This window comes from Photobacterium sp. NCIMB 13483 (genome assembly GCF_003025475.1).
Taxonomy (GTDB): Bacteria; Pseudomonadota; Gammaproteobacteria; order Enterobacterales; family Vibrionaceae; genus Photobacterium; species Photobacterium piscicola.
The window spans coordinates 15,549-37,943 of record NZ_PYLV01000017.1 but is presented as its reverse complement, the minus strand read 5'-3'; the positions used below and the strand labels follow the sequence as shown (position 1 = coordinate 37,943).

Annotated in this window: 24 protein-coding genes; 21 read left to right on the top strand and 3 right to left on the bottom strand. The window is 40.2% G+C overall.

Annotation, left to right across the window (positions count from 1 at the left end; all coding sequences use genetic code 11):
• The first annotated feature begins 2 nt into the window (after positions 1–2).
• The 12 genes from C9I86_RS13580 (at position 3) to C9I86_RS13525 (ending at position 11,757) form a co-directional block, all read left to right on the top strand.
• On the top strand, positions 3–1,166 hold the full coding sequence (locus C9I86_RS13580; protein WP_107276657.1) for an SIS domain-containing protein: 1,164 nt from the start codon (positions 3–5) through the stop codon (positions 1,164–1,166).
• Positions 1,167–1,195: 29 nt separating this feature from the next.
• On the top strand, positions 1,196–1,696 hold the full coding sequence (gene agaV, locus C9I86_RS13575; RefSeq protein ID WP_080156405.1) for a PTS N-acetylgalactosamine transporter subunit IIB: 501 nt from the start codon (positions 1,196–1,198) through the stop codon (positions 1,694–1,696).
• Positions 1,697–1,738: 42 nt separating this feature from the next.
• Complete coding sequence (gene agaW / locus C9I86_RS13570) at positions 1,739–2,509, top strand: PTS N-acetylgalactosamine transporter subunit IIC (RefSeq protein WP_080156404.1); 771 nt, start codon at positions 1,739–1,741, stop codon at positions 2,507–2,509.
• Positions 2,499–3,392, top strand: a complete 894-nt coding sequence (locus C9I86_RS13565; RefSeq protein ID WP_107276656.1) for a PTS system mannose/fructose/sorbose family transporter subunit IID — start codon at positions 2,499–2,501, stop codon at positions 3,390–3,392. Before agaW ends, C9I86_RS13565 begins: the two co-directional genes overlap by 11 nt.
• Before the next feature lie 86 nt (positions 3,393–3,478).
• Positions 3,479–3,922 carry a PTS galactosamine/N-acetylgalactosamine transporter subunit IIA gene (gene agaF, locus C9I86_RS13560; RefSeq protein ID WP_080156402.1) on the top strand — a complete coding sequence of 148 codons (444 nt, stop codon included), beginning with the start codon at positions 3,479–3,481 and terminating at the stop codon, positions 3,920–3,922.
• A gap of 2 nt (positions 3,923–3,924) precedes the next feature.
• Positions 3,925–5,079: an N-acetylglucosamine-6-phosphate deacetylase gene (gene nagA / locus C9I86_RS13555; protein WP_107276655.1), complete on the top strand. Its 1,155-nt coding sequence runs from the start codon at positions 3,925–3,927 to the stop codon at positions 5,077–5,079.
• Between the two features lie 75 nt (positions 5,080–5,154).
• Positions 5,155–5,985, top strand: coding sequence for a 5-dehydro-4-deoxy-D-glucuronate isomerase (gene kduI / locus C9I86_RS13550; RefSeq protein WP_107276654.1), 831 nt, complete (start codon positions 5,155–5,157; stop codon positions 5,983–5,985).
• Between the two features lie 85 nt (positions 5,986–6,070).
• Positions 6,071–6,826: a 2-dehydro-3-deoxy-D-gluconate 5-dehydrogenase KduD gene (gene kduD, locus C9I86_RS13545; RefSeq protein ID WP_080156399.1), complete on the top strand. Its 756-nt coding sequence runs from the start codon at positions 6,071–6,073 to the stop codon at positions 6,824–6,826.
• A gap of 12 nt (positions 6,827–6,838) precedes the next feature.
• Complete coding sequence (locus tag C9I86_RS13540; RefSeq protein WP_107276653.1) at positions 6,839–7,891, top strand: glycoside hydrolase family 105 protein; 1,053 nt, start codon at positions 6,839–6,841, stop codon at positions 7,889–7,891.
• Between the two features lie 124 nt (positions 7,892–8,015).
• Positions 8,016–8,762 (top strand): carbohydrate-binding family 9-like protein, encoded by a 747-nt coding sequence (locus C9I86_RS13535; RefSeq protein WP_107276652.1) that lies wholly within the window; start codon positions 8,016–8,018, stop codon positions 8,760–8,762.
• A 262-nt stretch (positions 8,763–9,024) separates the two neighbouring features.
• Entirely contained in the window at positions 9,025–10,632 is a 1,608-nt protein-coding gene (locus tag C9I86_RS13530) for an NAD(P)/FAD-dependent oxidoreductase (protein ID WP_080156396.1), read from the top strand.
• A 447-nt stretch (positions 10,633–11,079) separates the two neighbouring features.
• Complete coding sequence (locus C9I86_RS13525; protein WP_080156395.1) at positions 11,080–11,757, top strand: YoaK family protein; 678 nt, start codon at positions 11,080–11,082, stop codon at positions 11,755–11,757.
• A gap of 76 nt (positions 11,758–11,833) precedes the next feature.
• Here the strand turns inward: C9I86_RS13525 and C9I86_RS13520 are convergent, their stop codons facing one another.
• Complete coding sequence (locus tag C9I86_RS13520; protein ID WP_107276651.1) at positions 11,834–12,727, bottom strand: dihydrodipicolinate synthase family protein; 894 nt, start codon at positions 12,725–12,727, stop codon at positions 11,834–11,836.
• 284 nt (positions 12,728–13,011) lie between these two features.
• On the opposite strand from C9I86_RS13520, the gene C9I86_RS13515 reads away from it, so the two are divergent.
• From C9I86_RS13515 to C9I86_RS13480, 8 genes are all read left to right on the top strand, one after another.
• On the top strand, positions 13,012–13,881 hold the full coding sequence (locus C9I86_RS13515; protein WP_080156393.1) for a MurR/RpiR family transcriptional regulator: 870 nt from the start codon (positions 13,012–13,014) through the stop codon (positions 13,879–13,881).
• Positions 13,882–14,145: 264 nt separating this feature from the next.
• Positions 14,146–14,862 (top strand): N-acetylmannosamine-6-phosphate 2-epimerase, encoded by a 717-nt coding sequence (locus tag C9I86_RS13510; protein ID WP_107276650.1) that lies wholly within the window; start codon positions 14,146–14,148, stop codon positions 14,860–14,862.
• The gene (locus tag C9I86_RS13505; RefSeq protein ID WP_107276649.1) at positions 14,859–15,755 is read left to right on the top strand and encodes an N-acetylmannosamine kinase; all 897 of its coding nucleotides are present in this window, start codon (positions 14,859–14,861) and stop codon (positions 15,753–15,755) included. The genes C9I86_RS13510 and C9I86_RS13505 overlap by 4 nt, the downstream gene beginning before the upstream one ends.
• A gap of 42 nt (positions 15,756–15,797) precedes the next feature.
• Positions 15,798–17,276 carry a sodium:solute symporter gene (locus tag C9I86_RS13500; protein ID WP_107276648.1) on the top strand — a complete coding sequence of 493 codons (1,479 nt, stop codon included), beginning with the start codon at positions 15,798–15,800 and terminating at the stop codon, positions 17,274–17,276.
• A gap of 64 nt (positions 17,277–17,340) precedes the next feature.
• Complete coding sequence (gene nanQ, locus C9I86_RS13495; protein ID WP_107276647.1) at positions 17,341–17,808, top strand: N-acetylneuraminate anomerase; 468 nt, start codon at positions 17,341–17,343, stop codon at positions 17,806–17,808.
• Between the two features lie 46 nt (positions 17,809–17,854).
• Positions 17,855–19,012, top strand: coding sequence for an N-acetylneuraminate epimerase (locus C9I86_RS13490; RefSeq protein ID WP_107276646.1), 1,158 nt, complete (start codon positions 17,855–17,857; stop codon positions 19,010–19,012).
• A 157-nt stretch (positions 19,013–19,169) separates the two neighbouring features.
• Positions 19,170–19,829, top strand: coding sequence for an HAD family hydrolase (locus tag C9I86_RS13485; protein ID WP_107276645.1), 660 nt, complete (start codon positions 19,170–19,172; stop codon positions 19,827–19,829).
• A complete protein-coding gene (locus C9I86_RS13480) occupies positions 19,829–20,050 on the top strand; it encodes a TIGR02450 family Trp-rich protein (RefSeq protein WP_235865806.1) in 222 nt (73 codons plus the stop codon). The genes C9I86_RS13485 and C9I86_RS13480 overlap by 1 nt, the downstream gene beginning before the upstream one ends.
• Here the strand turns inward: C9I86_RS13480 and C9I86_RS13475 are convergent.
• Together C9I86_RS13475 and C9I86_RS13470 are read right to left on the bottom strand one after the other, a co-directional pair.
• Positions 20,047–20,523: a methylated-DNA--[protein]-cysteine S-methyltransferase gene (locus tag C9I86_RS13475; RefSeq protein WP_080156385.1), complete on the bottom strand. Its 477-nt coding sequence runs from the start codon at positions 20,521–20,523 to the stop codon at positions 20,047–20,049. The genes C9I86_RS13480 and C9I86_RS13475 overlap by 4 nt on opposite strands.
• Positions 20,524–20,588: 65 nt before the next feature.
• A complete protein-coding gene (locus C9I86_RS13470; protein ID WP_107276644.1) occupies positions 20,589–21,512 on the bottom strand; it encodes a M14 family metallocarboxypeptidase in 924 nt (307 codons plus the stop codon).
• Positions 21,513–21,766: 254 nt separating this feature from the next.
• Here C9I86_RS13470 and C9I86_RS13465 point away from each other — a divergent pair, with 254 nt between their 5' ends.
• Entirely contained in the window at positions 21,767–22,303 is a 537-nt protein-coding gene (locus C9I86_RS13465; protein WP_080156383.1) for a Dps family protein, read from the top strand.
• Positions 22,304–22,395: the final 92 nt, after the last annotated feature.

The following is a 22,395-nucleotide window of genomic DNA, read 5'->3' as shown; positions in this document are numbered from 1 at the left end:
ACATGGAACAATATTTAGGTTATTCAGTCGCTGAATTAGAACGTTTATCTGGTTATTGGACAGCGAAAGAAATCAATCAACAACCCGCTTGTTGGGCGCAAACAGCTGCAATTACGCGTGAGTGTGAACCACAAATTAAGCACTTTATGGACCATGTCTATAGTTACCCAAATCTGCGCATCGTTTTAACGGGAGCGGGTACGTCTGCCTTTGCCGGACGTTCATTAGCGTTAGGGTTGACTCAGCGTTTACAACGTCGTGTTGAAGCGATGTCAACCACTGATATTGTTTCTAATCCTAAGCAGTGTTTTGCCGAAAATATTCCTACGTTATTGGTGTCGTTTGCCCGCTCTGGCAATAGCCCTGAAAGTGTGGCTGCGGTTGAACTTGCCAATCAAACATTAACCGAATGTTTTCATTTAGTACTGACCTGTAATGCTGATGGAAAGTTATACAAGTGTTGCGACAATGATAAGCAATCACTTGCACTTCTGATGCCAGCCGAGACCAATGATCAATCTTTTGCCATGACATCAAGTTTTTCATCAATGATGCTGGCTGCTTTTTCGATTTTAATGTATGGCAACGATTACACGAAAGAAATCGAAAGCATTTGTAAGTGTTCTGTGGGTTTGATCAAAGATTTGAATAGCCAAATAAAGGATACTGCTGATCAGAAACTAGAGCGGGTTATTTATTTAGGCAGTGGTGGTTTACAAGGTTTAGCTCAAGAGTCGGCATTGAAACTTCTTGAGTTAACCGCTGGCAAAGTTGTTGCTACATACGATTCGCCATTAGGGTTCCGCCACGGACCAAAATCGATTGTTAATCAGAACACGATGATTGTGGTGTTCATTAGTAACGATTCATATACCCGTAAATATGACCTTGATCTGTTAGCTGAAATTTGCCGCGATAATATTGCAGCGCAAGTGGTAGCGATTACAGCACAAGCGGATGAGATTGAAACACGTGCTGATGTTATTCGCGTTTCTAGCATGGAAGCCGCAACGGACATCGAATTACTTTTCCCTTATATGCTATATGCGCAAATGTATGCTTTTCATCGTGCGCTAGCGTTAGGAAATACACCTGATAACCCATGTCCTACTGGTGAAGTAAACCGTGTAGTACAAGGAGTTACTATTCACGATTTATCTAATTAATTTAAATAATTACGAAAGGTAGAACAGTCATGACAACGCCAAATATTGTATGGACACGAATTGATGAACGTTTGTTACATGGTCAAATTCGTATTACTTGGGGTAAACATTCAGGCGCTAATCTTATTTTAGTGGCTAATGACGATGCAGCAGATGGTCCTAACGCGGCTTTTATGCAAGCAGGTATGAAAGCGTCAGCAGGGGGGGAATACGCAGTGCGTTTCTTCTCAATCCAAAAAACAATTGATGTCATCGGTAAGGCTTCTCCTCAACAAAAGATTTTTATTTTATGTAATAACCCAACTGACGTTGCTCGGTTAGTTGAAGGTGGTGTGCCCATTGCCCATTGTAATGTCGGTAATATGCACTACCACGAAGGTAAGCGTCAGATTCATAAGACAGTTTCCGTTGATGATAAAGATATTAATGCTTTTGAACGCATGGTTGCAAAAGGGGTAACTTGTACCATTCAAAATACGCCTGATCAGAAACCAATCAATGTACTTGAACTGGCTACCAGCGCTGCTTAAATCGCGATAGTCAAACGCCAAACGTGTAAAAAGGAATAAATCATGTTTTTAGAAGCTGCGTTAGTAGCGGTGTGGGCATTTTTCTGCGGTATCGATAAATACGATGTTGCATTGAATATTCACCGTCCGCTTATTACAGGTCCAGTTGTGGGCTTGATTATGGGTGACATGCAAATTGGTTTGATTGCAGGTGCGACGTTAGAACTTGCTTGGTTAGGTCTAGTGCCTAATGCGGGTGCTCAGCCACCCGATGTAACAATGGGTACGATTGCTGCGGTTGCGTTTGCAGTGATGACGGGTCAATCAGCAGAAGTGGCAATGGGCGTAGGTATGCCGATTGCAGTAATGATGCAGATGTTGGTTATCGGTTTCTTTGCAATGACATCATTCACAATGGGTAAAGCTGATAGCTTTGCAGAGCGTGGTGATTCTGCTGGTATTGATAAGCTTCTGATTACAACGATCTCATTACGTGCATTGTTGTATGCCTTCGTCGCTTTTATCACAGTTTACTTTGGTGAACATGCAGCAACTTGGATTGATGAAAATGCACCAAAAGCATTATTAGAAGGCTTAGGTATTGGTGCCAAGATGGTTCCTGCGATTGGTTTTGCGATGTTGTTGAAAATCATGTGGTCAAAAGAAGTGGCAGGGGTGTTCTTTATTGGCTTCGTTATGACAACTTACTTAAAACTACCCATTATGGCGGTTGCAATAATCGGTGCTTCAATTGCAGCACTGTACTACTTCTTTAGCGGTTCAAACAACGGCGGCTCTAACAACCAAGCAGAGGAATTTGAAGATGGCATCTGATATCACAGCGGGAACACTTCGCGATAAAAACACGCAAGAACATATCAATTTGGTTGATGATATCGATGCATATGAAGATACCACGCCACAAAAAGTGATCACCAAGAAAGACCTGTGGATGTGTGCAATCCGTGGTTTATTCATGGAAGGCAACTTCAACTTTGAACGTATGCAAGCGGGTGGTTTTGCTTACTCAATTATTCCTGCACTGAAGAAAATCCATGGTGATAATAAAGCGGATTTGGCGAAAGCATTAAAGAACCATCTGCAGTTTTTCAATGCGTCACCTAAGCTGTTTACCTTCTTATTAGGTACAGCAATTGCGATGGAAGAGAACAAAGAAAAACCATCAACCGTTAACGTAATGAAAGTGGCGGGAATGGGACCAACAGGTGGTATTGGTGATGCTATCGACCACATGACATTGATGCCATTAACGCTTGCATTAGGTGCGTCAATTGCAATGGAAGGGTCTATTGCTGGTCCATTTGTGTTCTTCTTCTTATACCAAATTGTTCACTTTGCGGTTTACTTTGGCTTGATGTTCATGGGTTACAAAGCGGGTACTGCCGCGATGGTTAACATGAGCGATTCAACCGAGAAATTGGCAAAAGCCGCCAATATTATGGGTATCTTTGTTATTGGTGCGCTTTCCGCGACCTTTATCAAGGTGCAGACCACCCTCAGCCTCGAACTGGGAGGGAAGGTGGTGGATTTACAGACCGCATTATTTGACAAAGTGATGCCGAATATTCTGCCACTGATGCTGGTGTTCTTCATGCTTAAAATGGTGAAAGGTACAGGATTCTGGGCTAAGCCTCCAGTGTTGATTTTCAGCACACTAGCGGCAGGTGTAATAGGCCATCTAATCGGTATTTTGTAGTTAATAAATTGTTTTGTATTGATATTTGTCATTATCAATAGTCTCAAGGGGGGCATCGTTCCCCCCTTATATTCAAGGAAAGAATCATGATTGGTATCGTTGTTTCAGGGCATATTAACTTTGCATCAGGTATGGAGTCGGCTGTTCGTGCTATCGCGGGTGAGCAAGAACAAATGACATATGTAGATTTTGTTGAAACCATGTCTACCGATGAGCTAGAACAGGCTTTACGCCAAGCGGCTGCGGATGTGGATAGCGGTGATGGAGTGTTGTTTTTAACTGATATTCCTGGTGGTTCTCCTGCCAATCGCGCCCTAGCTATTGTGATGGACACCCCTAATGTTGAACTTATTGGTGGTGCGAATTTACCGATGATCGCCAATGCTGCCTTTGAGCGTGATGATGCTGATCTAACCGATCTTGTTGATACCTTACTTGATATTGGTATGTCATGCATGAAAGACATGCGTCGTGAGCTTAATAATATGATGACGCAATCAGCTGAACTTGAATGTGAAGACGGACTGTAATTATGCGTTTTGCACTTCATCCACAGCGTATATTCACCCCCACAGGGATCCGTTATAACCACTATGTTGTAGTGAATAGCGGTAAGGTTGAATGCGTTACTGATAGCCGACCTTTTGATTGTGAAGTGATTGAATTAGAAGATCAAACATTAGTCCCTGGTTTTATCGATATTCATATTCATGGCCGTGCAGGCGCTGATGTTATGGATGCAACACCACAAGCTTTACAAACCATAGCTCAAGCATTACCTGCTACAGGCGTAGTGGCATGGGTTGGAACAACCGTTACCGCACCGTGGCAGAATATTGTTTCGGCTTTACAGGTGGTGCGTAATTACTGTGAGCAGCCACAACAAGGTGCCACGTTATTAGGTAGCTTTCTTGAAGGACCTTATTTTACTGCAACTCACCGTGGTTCACACCCAACTCAATACTTAACCGCGCCAACCATTGTGGCGTTAGCAGAATTAAAAGAAGTGGCTGCAGATTCATTATTACGCGTTGCGTTAGCACCAGAGTATGACGGCGCTAATGAAGCGATTCAATGGTTAACCGATAACGGCATTAAAACTTCGATAGCACATACCAATGCCAATTTTGAACAAGTAACCCAAGCGCACCAACATGGAGCGGATTGTGGTGTGCATTTATTTAACGGTATGAGTGGCTTACATCATCGAGAACCCGGTTGTGCAGGGGCGGTGCTTTATCACGATATGTTAGTTGAACTGATTGCTGATGGTATTCATGTTCACCCGGTGATGATGCAACTTGCTTATCGTATCAAAGGCTATCAAGGCATGGCATTAATTACTGACTGTATGCGTGCTGGTGGCCTTGATGATGGCAAGTACCAACTTGGCGCGCAGATGGTTAACGTGACCAATGGTGAAGCGCGTACTGATGATGGCTCTTTGGCAGGAAGCACGTGTAGTTTAGATCAAGCCATTCGCAATATGGTTATGTTAGCCAATGTTCCGGAGTGGGAAGCGATTCAGATGGCAACCGCTGTGCCTGCAAAATATTTAGGCATTGATCATCAATTAGGTGCGATAGCAACAGGCTACAACGCCAGCTTTGCCGTACTTAATACGCAATTTGAAATTCAAGCAACGTTAATTGACGGTGAGTGGTATTACCCAGCATCGCATCAATAGCAATAATTCGTCAGTATTTATGCCGTATTTTGATGGTATGGATACTGAATAATGTAATGATTTAAGAGGTTTTTCATGGAAATTCGTCAACCGATTCATAGTCAGCATGCCAAGCAATTAGATACTGCGGGTATTCGTGAGCAATTCTTAATTGAAAATATGTTTCAAGCCGGTGAAATTAATCTTACTTATAGCCATATCGATCGCATTATTGTGGGTGCGGCCGTGCCGACGACTGCGGCTATTGTGTTTGAAGGTGGTAAAGAGATTGGTGTTGATTACTTTTTACAACGTCGTGAATTAGGTGTGATTAATATCGGTGCGCCAGGATTAGTGATTGTTGATGGTGAGACTTTTGAAATTGGCTCACGCGAAGCTATTTATGTTGGCATGGGCGCACAAGATATTCGTTTTGAAAGTGTCGTTGCCGATAAACCTGCACGTTTCTATTTAAATTGTGCGCCTGCTCATCACAGCTATCCAACCCGTAAAATTACCCGTGAAGATGCATCTCCAGAGCAAATTGGTAGCCAAGAAAACTGTAATGTTCGCACGATTTATAAGTATTTACACCCTTCTGTGTTACCAACCTGCCAACTATTAATGGGCATGACTGAGCTGGCTGCTGGCAGCTTGTGGAATACCATGCCATGTCATACCCATGAGCGTCGTATGGAAGTGTATTTGTACTTCGATATGAGCCAAGACAATATCGTGTTCCATTACATGGGTGAGCCTCAAGAAACGCGTCATATTGTGGTGCGTAATGAGCAAGCAGTGATCAGTCCAAGTTGGTCAATTCACTCTGGTGTGGGTACGGCGTCTTATACCTTTATTTGGGGCATGGTAGGTGAGAACCAAACCTTCCACGATATGGATCATGTCGCGATGAGCGATCTTAAATAAGCCTTAGTTTTTCACCGTAACGCGTTAATTTATTTAGCAAGTAGTGCTGGCTAGCGTTGGCGCTACTTTACAAGGATAGAACTCGATGAATATGTTTGATTTAAGCGGTAAAGTTGCGATTGTGACTGGTTGTAATACAGGTCTTGGTCAAGGTATGGCATTAGGACTTGCAAAAGCAGGGGCTGATATTGTGGGTATTGGTCATCAAGCAGCGCCTGAAACTCAAGCACAAATTGAAGCATTAGGACGTAAATTCCATTACATCACCGCCAACCTTATGCAGCAAGATAAGCTTGAAAGCATTGTTGCAGAAGCGGTAGAAGTGATGGGTCATGTTGATATTCTTATTAACAATGCTGGTATTATTCGTCGTCAAGATCTGCTTCAATTTTCTGAAAGTGATTGGGATGATGTGATTAACATTAACCAAAAGACCCTGTTCTTCTTATCCCAAGCGGTTGCTAAACGTTTTGTTGAGCAAGGCAATGGCGGCAAGATCATCAATATCGCTTCAATGTTATCTTTCCAAGGGGGTATTCGCGTACCGTCATACACCGCAAGTAAATCTGCAGTTATGGGTCTAACCCGAGCATTAGCCACTGAACTTGCTGAATACAATATTAATGTTAATGCAATTGCTCCTGGTTATATGGCAACAGATAACACCGAAGCACTTCGTGCCGATGCAGATCGCAACGCGGCAATTTTAGAGCGTATTCCTGCTAATCGTTGGGGATTACCGTCTGATCTTGAAGGACCTGCAGTCTTTTTAGCATCAAGTGCGAGTGATTACATTAATGGTTACACCATCGCGGTAGATGGTGGTTGGTTAGCACGCTAAGGAGAGCAGTTCATGGCAGCATTAGGTTCAAAAGAAACGATTTTAACGGCAATGAAGCGTGTTTATCGTTACCAAGCACAACACCAGACTCGCAGTGTGATTCGTCGCAGCGGTAAAACCCGTTTTATTAAAGATACGGATTGGGAACGTGGCGTATTTTGGTCATGTGTCTCCGCAGCGTGGCTAGCAACGGATGATAATGAATACCTTGATGGGGTAATGAATTATACTCTCCATACCGGTTTTCGTCCTGGGCCTAATGATCGTTTTGCTGATGATCATATTTGCTGCCAAGCCTACCTTGATGTTTATCCATTAATTGATCAAATTGAAGCGTTAGAGCCAACCATTAAAGCGTTAGATCTTATGGTTGAGAGCCCACAAGCGGGTCGTAAAGATTGGTGGTGGTGTGATTCATTATTTATGGCACCGCCCGCATTTGCTGCATTAACCCAACGCACAGGTGATCCTAAGTATCTTGATTACATGAATACTGCATTTTGGGATTCAGTTGAGCATCTACTCGATCCTGAAACAGGGCTATTCTACCGTGATTATCGTTATATTCCTGATGGTAATAGTGGTGAATTACGTGAAGCTAACGGTAATAAAGTATTCTGGAGCCGTGGCATTGGCTGGGTATTAGCCGCAGTGCCACGCTTATTAGCCCGTATGCCTGACGATTACCCACAGCGTGAAAAGTATTTGGCGCTATTTACCTCACTGGCTGCTGAAGTGATTAAATATCAACAAGCGGATGGTTTTTGGCGTACAAGTTTACTCGATCCTGAAAATTTCCCTGCCCCAGAAAGCAGTGCTACAGCGCTGTTCTGTTACGGCTTAGCATGGGGTATTAAGCAAGGTCACCTTGACGCTGATATCTACATGCCAGTGGTTGAGACTTCATGGACGGCTTTACAAACCTGTATTCACGATAACGGCATGATGGGTTGGGTACAATTACCTGCGTTTAACCCACGTGATGTCGCCTTTGAACATAATATTGACTACGGTGCTGGGGCGTTTTTATTAGCTGCCACCGCTGTTGCTGATTTAGTGTCATAAATAAAAAAATAACGTCAATGTAAGTTGGTGAAAGCTAGGTAACGTCAAGCCGATTTGCTCGTCAGGTCGGCTTTTTTATGCTTCATTGCGGATTAGTTGAAAAACGATAAATAAGGATATTGTAATGAATAAGTTAGTCATCATAGCTGCTGCTGTGACTGCGAGTATGACAAGCTACCATGTGGTTGCTGAAACAGTGACTCCAACAGTTGAACCTGTTGCTGCGGTATATAACATTAATTATACCAAGGTTGCCCCTGTTATTGATGGTATCGCTCATGATAATGAATGGAAATCAGCCCAAGCGTTAACTGATTTTACCTTTCCTTGGCGTGATACACCAGCACCTGCAACGGAATTTAAGGCGGTGTGGAATGCAGATTCACTCTATTTTCAATACACAGTTACAGATGCAAATGTCGCTATTGGGACTGATCCTGAGCGAGCAATTTTAGATTCTGATCGGGTTGAAATTTTCTTAGCGAAAGATGCTAACTTATCCCGTTATTACACCATGGAAATTGATCCTAAAGCGCGCGTGTTTAGTGCAGAAGCAAGCTATGATATGACCAATAAAAAACGTGCATCGTTAGACAGTCATTGGACATGGAAAGGTCTAGAAATCAAAGCAAGTTTAACCGATAGCGGTTATGTTGTGGAAGGTAAATTACCATTGCAAACATTGACTGATTTAGCGCTATGGCAGGATAAACAACAAACGCAATTATTGTGTGCTTTAATGCGGGCAGAGTTCACTCAACAAGCCGATGGCAAGTTGGATATGGGCTGGATGACATGGATCGATCCCAAAACACCTAAACCTAACTTTCACAACCCGCAAACATTTGGTCATTGTCAGTTAGTGAAATAATAGCTATTAATTTATTATAGGTTATTAAAAAATAAGGTTTATGCCGATATTTATATCATATGGCATAAGCCTTTTTTGATTCTAGGTATCTTTTTGTTTTTTTATCGCGATGTTTTCGAGGAGAATATAATGCAAATATTGGGATAAACACTAAAGTCTGTGAGATAATACTTGGCTAAGGTATAAATCTACCATCATCTGCGGCTAGGTTTATTCTCTCCGAGATATTTTTATTGCATTCCCAATCGAGTTAGTGGACTTAATGATACGTATTAATGAAGTTAAATTACCGTTAGATCATAGTGAAGTAGCTTTACATGATTTTGTCATCAACAAGTTATCGATAAATAAAGACCAACTAGTTGATATTCATGTCTTTAAACGTGGTTATGATGCCCGTAAAAAAAATGATATTTATCTGATTTACACTGTAGATATCACTTTAAAAGACGTTGATGAAGAGCAATTACTAACGACGTTTGCTAACGATCACCAAGTGAAAGCATCACCAGATACAAGCTATAAATATGTGACTCAAGCGCCTGAAAATATCACCGAGCGCCCAATTGTTATTGGTATGGGGCCATGTGGCTTATTTACTGGACTTATTTTGGCGCAGATGGGATTTAAGCCTATTATTCTAGAGCGCGGAAAATCAGTACACGAACGTGCAAAAGATACTTTCCGTTTTTGGCGTACGCGTGAACTCAACACTGAATCAAATGTACAGTTTGGTGAAGGTGGCGCAGGTACATTCTCTGACGGTAAATTATACAGTCAAGTCAAAGATCCTCGTTTTCTGGGTCTTAAAGTAAAGCAAGAATTTGTTGCAGCGGGCGCACCGGCTGAAATTATTTATCTAAGTAAGCCACATATTGGTACCTACAAATTGGTAACAATGGTTGAGAAGATGCGTCGTAAAATTATTGAACTTGGCGGTGAGATTCGTTTTGAAACTCGCGTTGAAGAAATAAATATTGAAGATAATCAAGTTACTGGCGTTACTTTATCAACTGGTGAAGTAATTCCATCTAAGCACGTTGCATTAGCGATTGGCCACAGTGCGCGTGATACCTTCAAGATGTTACATGACAAAGGTGTCCACCTTGAAGCGCAATCATTTTCAGTTGGTTTCCGTATTGAGCATAAACAAGAAACTATTGATGCTGCACGTTTCGGTAAAAATGCAGGTCATCCTTTATTAGGTGCTGCGGATTATAAATTGGTTCACCACTGTAAAAATGGCCGTTCAGTTTATAGTTTCTGTATGTGTCCTGGTGGCGTTGTGGTTGCAGCAACCTCTGAGCTTGAGTCAGTAGTAACCAACGGTATGAGCCAATACTCACGTAGTGAGCGTAATGCTAACAGTGCGATTGTTGTCGGTATTTCACCTGAAGACTTTGCTAATGATCCAATGCAAGGTATTGCTTTGCAGCGTAAGCTAGAGCGTAATGCTTATGTTCTTGGTGGCAGTAGCTATGATGCGCCAGCACAATGTGTGGGTGATTTCTTAGCGGGTAAAACAGTTAGCCAAATGGGTGATGTTGAACCGTCTTACAAGCCAAATGTTAAGTTCACTGATCTAAGCAGCAGTTTGCCTGATTATGCTATCGAAGCGATTCGTGAAGCATTGCCTGCGTTCAATAAAAAGATCAAAGGTTTCTCACATGCTGATAGCATGTTAACCGGTGTTGAAACGCGTACATCTTCTCCTGTACAAATTAAACGTGGAAAAGATTTCCAAAGCATTAATACTAAAGGTTTATATCCTGGTGGTGAAGGTGCAGGTTATGCGGGTGGTATTTTATCTGCAGGCATCGACGGTATTAAAGTTGCCGAAGCTATTGCGCTTGATATGTTAAATGCATAATTAGTTAAATCAAAGGGTGTAATAACAGTAAATCAGCATAATGTTATTGCACCTTTTATTATTTTTATTGATGATCTCTTGGTCGCTACTCTCTTAACCTCTTTTTTCTGCTTGTTGTTGTCTTATTTTTTTCTTTATTAAATAAAATAACGTCAAAATATTGCATTAATATAATGCGAACGATTAAGTTTTTTAATCCCTTGTTTTAAAGAAAAAAATAGTATTCTCCTGTCTTTTTTACTGATCATTGGTATCAAAGTCCAATAATATTGGGTTAGCTTTTTATTTTTATTATGTGATTTGTATCACTAAACTGAAGTTGCTAGCTATGCTGAAATATTTGGTTACAATAGCGATCAGCAAGGGTAAATAGCCTCTTTGATTAATAGAGTGCTAAGGGTTTACTGATAGTCATAATATGGAAATATAGTCGGATATATAGAGTAAATGTTAAATGAAAGGCGGTTCTTTTTATCATTAATGCCATATTTGTTATTGTTTATTGCTGGCACTGTTGATGCGGTTGGTTTTTTACATCTAAAGGATGGCGTGTTTGCTTCTTTTATGAGTGGTAATTCGACTCATATGGGAATGATGCTGAGTTATCATGATTGCCCTCAAGCAGCCATTTATATTGCAATCTTGGGTATTTTTATTATCGGCTCCATGTCTGGCGAATTAATTGCCTTATCTGGGCGTCGATTCTACCGAGGTGTGGTGATGGCTTCCGTTTCGGTTGTGCTGATATTTGCCATTATCATGGAGTCTTATCTGCCTTTTTTAGCGATTAATTTTATTCTGTGTTATGGCATGGGGATGCAAAATATCGCATTACGATTAACGATAGAAAAATCAATTCCTCTTACGTATGCGACTGGATATTTAGTTAATATTGGTCGTCTATTGGCACTGGCAATTGTTGGGCAAGGTGATCGTAAACGGTTGATGCAATACCTGTGTTTATGGGGTTCTTTGATTTCAGGTGCAATGAATGGCGGGTTTATAATGCAAACAATTCCCCAATATTCATTATTTCCAGCATTGGCATTAACCTCCTTTATTGCTGTCACTTTGTTTTATATTGAATATACCCATCGCTCAACCCCAATTGATACTGAACTGTAATATTGGCCTTAATTCACACTGTAAATGATGAAAAGCCAGCAATTATTTGCTGGCTTCTTTATATGAGCAAAAATAACTAAGCCACTAAAATGGCATCACGCATTTTACATATAACATCTTGTTTTTGTTCGGTTGTTAATGTGCGTAATGGAAGGCGTGGGTTACCTGCATCAATATCATGTAGCATCATTGCTGTTTTACCCGCAGCAACACCGCCGTATTCAACTAAGACACGAATAAGTGCAATCACATTGTCCATTTTATTGATCACCGTCTGATGATCACCTTGAGCAAAAGCATTAATCATGTCGTGATAAAGAGGCGCTGCATAATTGTAAGTACTGCCAACAGCACTAATTGCTCCCACCGCTAATGCGCCAGGGAAATGCTCATCAACACCCCACGGTACATCAAACTTACTATCACAAACACGTAAACAACGTTGGTATTCATATAAATTGGTGCTGTTAAATTTAACCCCATATAGATTTGGAATCACTTTATCAGCAGCAATTAAGAATTGTTCCATATCAACCGTTACGCCACTCATTTCTGAATGATAGTAGTAGAATCCTTTCGATGGAGCAGCCTCTGCTACAGCTTTACAGTAATTAACTAAATCGGTAACGTTATTGGGTTTAAAGAAACATGGGCCGATAGCTGAAGTTGCATAGATGTCTAATTGATCGGCATGACGAGTTAACTCTAGTGTATCGGCAATACTTAACGCGCCAGTATGAATGATCAGTTTTAGTTGACCTGCACTTGCCTGTACCCACCGTTCTGCAACTGCTTTACGCTCTGCCACAGAGCAATGAATACCTTCGCCCGTCGTACCTAATACATAAGCACCCACAATATTGGTATCAATAAGATGCTTAGCAATAGCATCAATGGCGACATAGTCAATTTCACCGTTAGCTAGAAATGGCGTATGAGGGGCTGCAATTAAACCTGTTAGCTTTTCCATGTCTCAGATCCTTGTTGTGAAGTTTTACTTCTAAAATAAAAATATTATGGAGTTGCTTTATCATACGAAGTGATATTTAGGTTGGCAATAAAAAAGAAACGACTTTTAGGGCTTTTAATAGAAACTGTGATCTATTGCTATTAATTGATTTTTTAAATTTATAAAATATCTTTTTGTCGTTATTTTGGATCGAAATGATGATTGGATTTGATTTTGGAGTAAAACTTCATAATGATAATACGATAAAGATCGCCACCTAAGCTGAAGAATGGCAAGGATAACGTATGAATGCAGTAACAGATGCAATTCAAGTGGGTAAAATTTTAGATACGTTAGGTAGTCTACGTGATAGCTTGACACCATCGGCACGTCGAATCGCTGATTATGTTTTAGCACAACCTCAACCTGTGACTGAACTTTCAATTGCAGAACTCGCTCAGCAAGCTAACGTTGGCGAAGCCAGTATTATTCGTTTTTGTCGGGCACTCCATTTTAAAGGTTTTCAAGATCTTAAGATGAAGTTAGCGATTGAGGTTGCAACACCTCATGATACTGAGAAGCACATGCTTGATACCGAATTAACCGCAGATGATGATGCTGAACATATCGGTCGAAAGTTACAACAGACGATCAATAATGTCTTAGGTGAAACATTAAATTTATTAGATTTTTCTGAATTAGAAGCGGTGGCTCGTGCTTTACAGCAACAAAAACGGATTTATTTTTTTGGCGTGGGGTCCTCTGGCATTACTGCAGAAGATGCGAAAAATAAACTTATGCGGATTGGATTTGATGTCGATGCGTTAACCAATAATCATTTTATGTATATGAAAGCTGCATTATTAAACAGTGATGATGTTGCGATTGGTATTAGTCATTCCGGAACGTCAAAAGAAACCATTAAAGCGTTAGCATTGGCCAAAGAGTGTGGCGCAATTACTGTGGCGCTGACGCATAATCCATTATCTCCGTTGGCTGAATTGTCTGATTATGTATTAATTAATGGTAATCGTCAGGGGCAACTGCAAGGGGATTCTATTGGTACTAAAATAACGCAACTGTTTGTATTAGATATGCTTTATACATTGCTGGTTCGTGACAATCCTCAACATACACGGCAGCAGAAGTATAAAACAACCCAAGCGCTAGATTAAAACTTTACCAGAAATACTATTAAGGCCACATTCAAATGTGGCCTTTTTTTATGGGGGTAAAGCAGCCTTACTGGTTATTCATTAAACATTAATCACAACGAATTGATTATTTTTAACTGTGATTTACATCGTGATTTTGAGGTTATTTTAGGCAAAGAGTGTGCAATATATCTCTATTTAAAAAGTTCATTATTGCGTCACTCCAATGATATCGACATTATGGAGTCAAACTTCATAACGTTGATATTTTTGGAGCTAACGATCATGGTTAAGCGTTCACAAACACTTCTTGCACATATAAATAATGGTTTTATCTCTTCTTGCCAGCCTGTTGATGATAGCCCTATGGATCAGCCTCAGATTGTATCGGCAATGGCGCAATCATCGGTTTTAGGGGGTGCTGCGGGTTTACGTATTGAAGGTATTGCAAATTTACAAGCAACACGTCCACATGTGGCTGTACCTATTATTGGTATTATTAAACGAGATCTGAATAACTCAGCAGTAAGAATTACACCTTTTGTACAAGATGTTGCTGATCTTGCTGCAGCTGGTGCTGACATTATTGCGATTGATGGTACGCAACGCCAACGTCCAGAAACAGTTGAAAATTTAATTAATGCTATTCATCAACATGGATGTTTAGCAATGGCTGATTGTGCAACGTTGGCTGATGGGGATATATGCCATCAATTAGGTGCCGACATTATTGGTTCAACATTATCAGGTTATACCGAAGGTGAGGTGCCTGCTGAACCTGATTTAGAATTAGTGATGGCTTTACATCAACGTGGTTATTTTGTTATGGCTGAAGGGCGTTATAACTCACCAGTATTAGCAGCTAAAGCAATGACTGCGGGAGCGAACTGCGTCACTGTTGGCTCTGCAATTACGCGTATTGAACATATCTGCGAATGGTTTAAACAAGCGGTAAATACTGCTGCAACCGCAGATCAATTACGTGTTAAGGATATTGCATGAGTGTGTGTTTAGCGGTTGATATTGGTGGCACAAAAATAGCTGCGGCACTAGTGGATTGTGCAACTAACCAGATTATAGATCGTCATCAAATAGCTACGCCTCAGTCACAACAGCCCGCGGTGTTTTCAGCAGCCTTAGTCTCTTTATTAACCCCGTTTATCGCGGATGCTGATTTTGTTGCTATTGCTTCTACGGGAATTATTAATAACGGTATTTTGACAGCATTAAATCCCGCTAATTTAGGCGGTTTAAATCGATTTGAATTAGTTGATGATATTCAGCGTATTACAAAATTACCGACATATGCAATGAATGATGCCCAAGCCGCGGCATGGTATGAATTTATTTCGCTAACGCCTAATAACAATACTCACAACATGTTGTTTATTACTATTTCTACCGGTATCGGTGGTGGATTAGTGTTGAATCAACAATTACAAACGGGTGCTCGGGGTATTAGTGGTCATATTGGACATACGGTTGTTGATGCTAATGGCCCTGTGTGTGGCTGTGGTCGACAAGGATGTATTGAAAAAGTGGCTTCAGGTACCGCGATTGGTGAGCTTGGTAGTGCCTTATTTAAGCGTCCATGTAATGGACAACAGGTCTATCAACTGGCACTTGACGGTAATGAAGATGCAATAAGTATTATTCATTCTTCAGCCGCTGCAGTAGCAGAATTAATTGCCAACCTAACAATTAGCTTAGATCTCGATGCGGTGGTTATTGGCGGCAGTGTGGGTCTTGCACCTCATTATTGTGAATATATTCAACAATATCTAAATGAAAAACCAGAACTTTATCGACCTCATATCATTCCCGCTCAGGCAGGTGGTGATGCAGGTTTGTTAGGTGCAGCTCATTGGTTTGCACGACAAGAAAATCATATATAGAAATTAATTATCTTCTCTCAACCCCTAAATGGTGAGGCTTATATGGAAATTCAAGCATTTGGTACGATCAATTACATCGTATTGTTCGCGTATTTAATTGGTGTCATGTTGGTTGGTGTTTATTTTGCTCGCCGTCAGAAATCAGCAGATGATTATTTTAAAGCTGGAGGCCGAATACCAGGTTGGGCGGCGGGAATCAGTGTATTTGCAACCACATTAAGTTCAATTACTTTTATGTCTATTCCGGCAAAAGCTTATACTTCTGATTGGACTTTTCTTGTTGGACAATACCTCGCAATTCTTATTCTGCCGTTAGTGTTTTATTTCTATATTCCCTTTTTTAGAAAACTTAATTTAACTTCTGTATATGAATATTTAGAGCGTCGTTTTGATATTAAGATGCGCTTGTTTGCCAGTATGTCATTCATGTTATTCCATATCGGACGTATTGCGATTATTACCTATTTAACCGCTCTTGCATTAATGCCATTCGTACATATTGATCCTCTGACGATTGTATTTTTAATCGGTGTGTTATGTATTGTTTATACCTTCCTTGGTGGTATTGAAGGGGTTATTTGGACGGATGTTATTCAAGGTATTATGTTGTCAGTGGCAGCTGTATTGATCTTTGTGACAATTTGTTTTCAAGTAGATGGTGGCGTTAATGAAGTCTTCCGTTTAAGTGCGGAACAAGATAAATACTTCCCAAGCTCAAGTTTTGAGTGGAGTTGGACTGACAGTACCTTACCTGTATTAATGATTGGTTTCCTGTTTGCTAACTTGCAGCAATTTACGGCGAGCCAAGATGTAGTACAACGTTATATTGTGACTGACTCTATTGAAGAAACGAAAAAGACTTTGATTACTAATGCTAAGTTAGTTGCTTGTGTGCCTATTTTCTTCTTTGCTATTGGTTCTGCGTTATATGCTTTTTACAGTCAAAACCCACAATTGATACCTGAGAATTTTAATACGGGTGGTATTTTACCGTTCTACGTAATTTCTCAAATGCCAGCGGGTATTGCAGGGTTAATTATTGCGGCTATTTTTGCAGCTTCTCAATCAAGTATTTCAAGTAGTCTAAATAGTATTTCTGCTTGTTTCACTATGGATATCTATAACCGTTTTGGTGAAGAAAAGAATATGCAGCAAAGCTTTAATACTGCGCGAGTGGTGACTGTTGTTGCTGGTATTTTAGGTGTTGCTGCTTCTGTTTATTTAATCAAGAGTAACGAAAGTCAGTTATGGGATGCATTTAATAGCTTAATCGGTTTAATGGGCGGTCCTATGACTGGTCTGTTTATGTTGGGCATCTTTGTTCGCCGCGCTAATGCGGGGAGTGCATTATGTGGTGTGATTGCTGCGGTTGTTGCTGTGTTAATTGTACGTGGCTTTACTGACCTGAACTTCTTCTTCTATGGTGTGATTGGTACTTTAATGGTGGTCATCGTGGGCTTTATCACGGCCCCATTATTTAAAAGTAAGTCAGCTGAAGAACTGAATATAGTGACTGAATAATAAACTTAAAACAAAGCGGAGAAGCGGATGCTTTTCCGCTTTTTATTTATAAAAGGATAAGAAAATGATTTTTGGTGAAATTAAACAGCCGTTACATGCATTGCCTGCGGCTTTTCAACAAGCGATAAATTTTATAAATACACAAGATCTAGCACAGTTAGAGAATGGCCGCTATGAGATAGATGGTGATCGTATTTTTGCTAATGTGATGAGTTTTGAAACTCAAGCTGCGGCAGCTAAACAAGGAGAGGTTCATCAACAATATATTGATTTTCAATACTTAATCAGTGGTGAAGAACGTATAGATGTGTCACTCAATTTAACTGACTGCATTCCTGCAACTGATTATGATAATGACAATGATTTTGCGTTAGTTGAAACCATGCCAAATACCAGTTCTTTATTATTAAAGCCGGGTATGTTTTTAGCCATTTTTCCACAGCAACCACATAAACCAGGGTGCGTTATTACGACCCCAATGATGATTAAAAAAGTGGTGATTAAAATTCATCAACAATGTTTGTGTGAGTAGCTACTTGATGTGATTGTATTGATGATTAGCATTGATGGGAGATGTTATGAAAAAATCATGTACTCGATTCGCAATGGTGTGTGCTTTATTGTCTTTATCTACTAGCGTTACTGCACAACAATTGTGGCCGGATTTACCGCAACCGATCAAAAATGGCATTAGTGCGCAAGCTGATAATATTGTTTATGTTGGCCTAGGCACTGCTGGTCAGTCATTTTATATGATGGACACAGCAAGTCGTCAGCCTCAGTGGCAAAAATTAGCTGATTTTATTGGCCCGATAACCGATCAAGCAACGGCGGCGGCGGTTAATGGAAAAATTTATATTTTTTCAGGCTCGGGTAAAGCTGCGGTAACCGATAAATCTCCCATTATTTTTGATAGCGTCTATGTTTACGATATTCAAAATAACACTTGGAGTAAGCAAAATACACAAACACCAGTGGGTCTGTTAGGAGCGGCGGCTTATCCTCTTAATCAAACCGAAATTGCTATTTTTGGTGGTTATAATAAGCCGCAATTTGATCAATATTTGAGTGCTATTACTGCCATTGATAAACAGGCCGAACCCCAAAAATGGCAACAAACTGTCACTGATTTTATGGATCGCGCACCTGAATCTTATCATTGGAATCAAGCTATTCAGATTTACCATACCGATAGCAATACTTGGTCGACAAAAGGCAACAGTCCGTATTTAGCAAATTGTGGAGCAGCATTGGTTGGGGATAAAGATCGCATTACTCTAATCAGTGGTGAGATTAAACCCGGTTTACGCACACCAATAGTGAAAACAGTGACCATTAAAGGGGATGACGTTAATTGGCAATCATTAGCACCTTTACCTGATGCTGCTAATGGTCAATTACAAGAAGGTGTTGCTGGCGCTTATGCAGGAACAAATCAAGGTTCATTAATTGTTGCTGGTGGCGCTAATTTTGTTGGTGCAAGAGCAAAAGCTGATCAAGGTGATTGGTTTGCTCATGATGGTTTAAGTAAACATTGGAGTGAGGATATTTATACTTACCGTGGTGGTAAATGGGCGTTAGCGTCCACGAAATTGCCACAAGGGTTAGCCTATGGTGCATCTTTTTCTACTCCAGCAGGGGTCCTGATGGTGGGGGGAGAAAATGGCACGGGCAAACCACAAGCAAAAGTGTATCTGTTACGTTATGAGCAATCGAAGGTGAGTATTATTGATTGATTCGATTTTAACCTTAATCTCAAGCTACTGTTTTATTAAGTAGCTTGAGGTATAACATAAGACGTGATCATACTCGCTGAATTAAAGGTCAATAATTGCCACCAAGTGCATATGTTCATACACTGTTATTATTGCGTTATTGATGATGGAGAATGGCATGTATACCCCAATCCCTTACAATATGATCAGTGGTGTTATTTTTGATTTAGATAACACACTTGTAAGTTCAGCATTAGATTTTGATTGGTTACGCCAACAATTATGCTGTGCAGCAGATATCGATCTATTGCAATATATTGCTGATATTCCCGATGTAACTCACCGTAAGCAGCTCGAAGATAAAGTCATCGAACATGAAATTATAGATGCTCGTCAGTCATCTATTATGCCCGGCTGTCACGCTTTACTGTCTTATCTTCGTCAGCAAAATATACCTACCGCAGTGGTCACACGTAACTGTATTCAAGCGGCAAAACTGAAGATAGAGCACCATCAATTGCAATTTGATCGTATTGTTTCACGTGAAGATTTTCCACCAAAACCCGCACCAGATGCCTTACTTGATATTACTCAACAGTGTCAACTTGCACCACAAAATATACTCTATGTTGGTGATTATATTTATGATTTACAAGCTGCTTTTCGCGCAAATATGCCATCATGTTTAGTGACTAATGGTGACGATTTGCCTTTTACTGATCAGGCATCAATAGTGGTTCAACGGCTAGATTCCTTGACGGAGATTTTACGTGAGCAAGCATGTATGTTACAGCGTGAGCATGTTAGGGTAGTAACGAATGTTCAGTCAGGAAATTAATGATGACGAATCCAGTGAATCCCAAAGCGTTACTTCATAGCAAATGGACGAAAGTGGTTGTAGATAATAAAGAAAAACATTTTGAGATAGTTACAGTATTATTTAATGAAAATCAGCAAGTAGAAAAATGTGTTATTCAAGCTGTAATGACAAATAAACTGTATGATATTGATTGGCATGATTTAAAAAATGACCAAACTTGGATTATCGGTTGGAATTAGGCGTGCTCTTGCTCTAAAGCCAACAGTGTTTGTTTTTTATCTAATCCGCCAGCATAGCCAGTTAATGTACCGTTTTTACCAATAACGCGGTGGCATGGAATGACAATGGATAACGGGTTTTTACTGTTTGCCATTCCAACAGCTTGGCATGCTTTAATATTACCAATTGAGATAGCGAGTTGCTGGTAACTCCAGCACACACCATATGGGATTGTGCATAACGATTGCCACACACGTTGCTGAAAATCAGTGCCTTTAGGTGCCAATGGTAAATCAAATTGTTGGCGAGTCCCTGTGAAATACTGTTGTAATTGCTGTTCACATTCAACTAATAATGGGTGTTGTGGCATATAGGTTGCTGTTTCAGGTTGCGGTGTTTGATCTTGATAGAGGATAGCTGTTAACGCATGGTCAGTAGCGTACAGTGTTAAGCATCCAATGGGGGAATCCATCGTATTGAAGTAAGTGCACATAATAAAAACCTTCGCGCTACACTAAATAATCAGTATAGCGCGTTTTAGAGTGGATAAAAAAGAGCTTACGACTGGTGGTGTTTTAAATATTCAAGAGCACCAATAATGGCCGCTACTTGGGCCATATTACACTCTTGATCTGTAACACGAGGGCTATCTGGATAAACTTCAGTCGTTGAAGTATACAAAGCGTCAGTTACGCTAGCACATAAACCTAATGCTTTTAGTGGGTAATTAATCACACCTTCTTGGGTAATTGGCTCTCCAATAATATTACCATCATTGTCAGCGGGGGCAATGTGAGTAACATGGCGCACTGAATCAATAATGGCTTTTTGAAAGTCATGTTGTGGGTTTTCAGTATCGCCGACGCCATAAAAACCGTCAGGTACAATATCGGCGATATATTCTTTACCATCACGTGCGGCAAGCGCTGGTCTAAATTCACTTTCATCACTATCAGTGGTTTCATGCAAATCAAGGTGAGCGAGAAAATGTGTATGCTGAGCTTGAACGAGCTTCATTAATGCGGCAGATTCTTCTGCTGGGCTATTTGCATAAAATGAGCGGTTTGGATCGACTGCATTAGGATTCCAACGATTGATCGTTTCATATCCCCATGGGCTTACACAAGGCACGACCATAATATTAAAATCAGTACTGTATTGTTGTGCTTTTTGTGCCAAGAACGTTAATGCACCATGAACACCACTAGTTTCATAACCATGAATCCCCCCCGTGATTAAGATCGTTGGTTTTGCGTTATCCCAATGGCGAGTCTTAATGACAAATAGTGGATATTTTTCAGGTGAGTAAGACAGTGCACCATATTGCTCAACATCGAATTTTTCACTTAAAGTATGAATGTGGGAAACAACTTGCTCAAGGTAACTACGTTTAATGGTGGTTTGTGCTAACCATGCAGCTTTTTCTGTGGCGCTCCATTTTATTCCCGGAGTACCAATTGCGTATCCAAATGAATTGTCCATTGTGTTACCTATATCATTATTATTGAGGTGTCTGTTTTTAGAGGGTAAACAGCTGGCTATATTTAAGCAAATTTTATCTAATTATCATTTCAAAAAAATAGAAATGCTTATAATTATACTGAATTAAAACTAATACTATTAATCGAGAAGAAAGTAAAATTAGGTTGCATTTATCTGCTGGTACTCACTATTGTCATACAAATCAAACAGCCTATAGTAATGATGTTCACAAAATTATTACTAAGGATAAGACGATGAGTACTACAATCTTGAATGAAGTTCAAATTGAAGATGCTAAACAACATCTCACTCGTCCTCTAGCCACACCTACAGATCTATGTGTAGACGCGACTAAAGAGATCAGTGGCGCATTAACTGCAATTTTAGCTGATGTGTTTGCGATTTATATGAAAACCAAAAACTTTCATTGGCATATGAGTGGTGCGCATTTCCGCGATTACCATTTAATGTTAGATGAGCAAAGTACTCAGTTATTTGCAATGACTGATGATATTGCTGAACGTGCACGTAAAATTGGTGGTCGTACTATTCGTTCAATTGGTGAAATTGCTCGTATGCAGCGCATTTTAGATAACGATGCTGACTATGTTGAGCCCGCAGATATGCTTGCTGAGTTGTGTGAAGATAATAAACAATTAGCCGCTGAACTTCGTGCCGCACATATTTTATGTGATGAACGTAATGATTTTTCTTCAGTGAGTATGATTGATAATTGGATTGATGAAACAGAGCGTCGTGTCTGGTTCCTTTATGAATCATACCGTCATTGATATAAAAATTAATCAATTTGTTACTAGATAAAAAAAGGATAGGTTTAATAACCTATCCTTTTTTATTATATATGGTTTGAGCGTCATAAAAA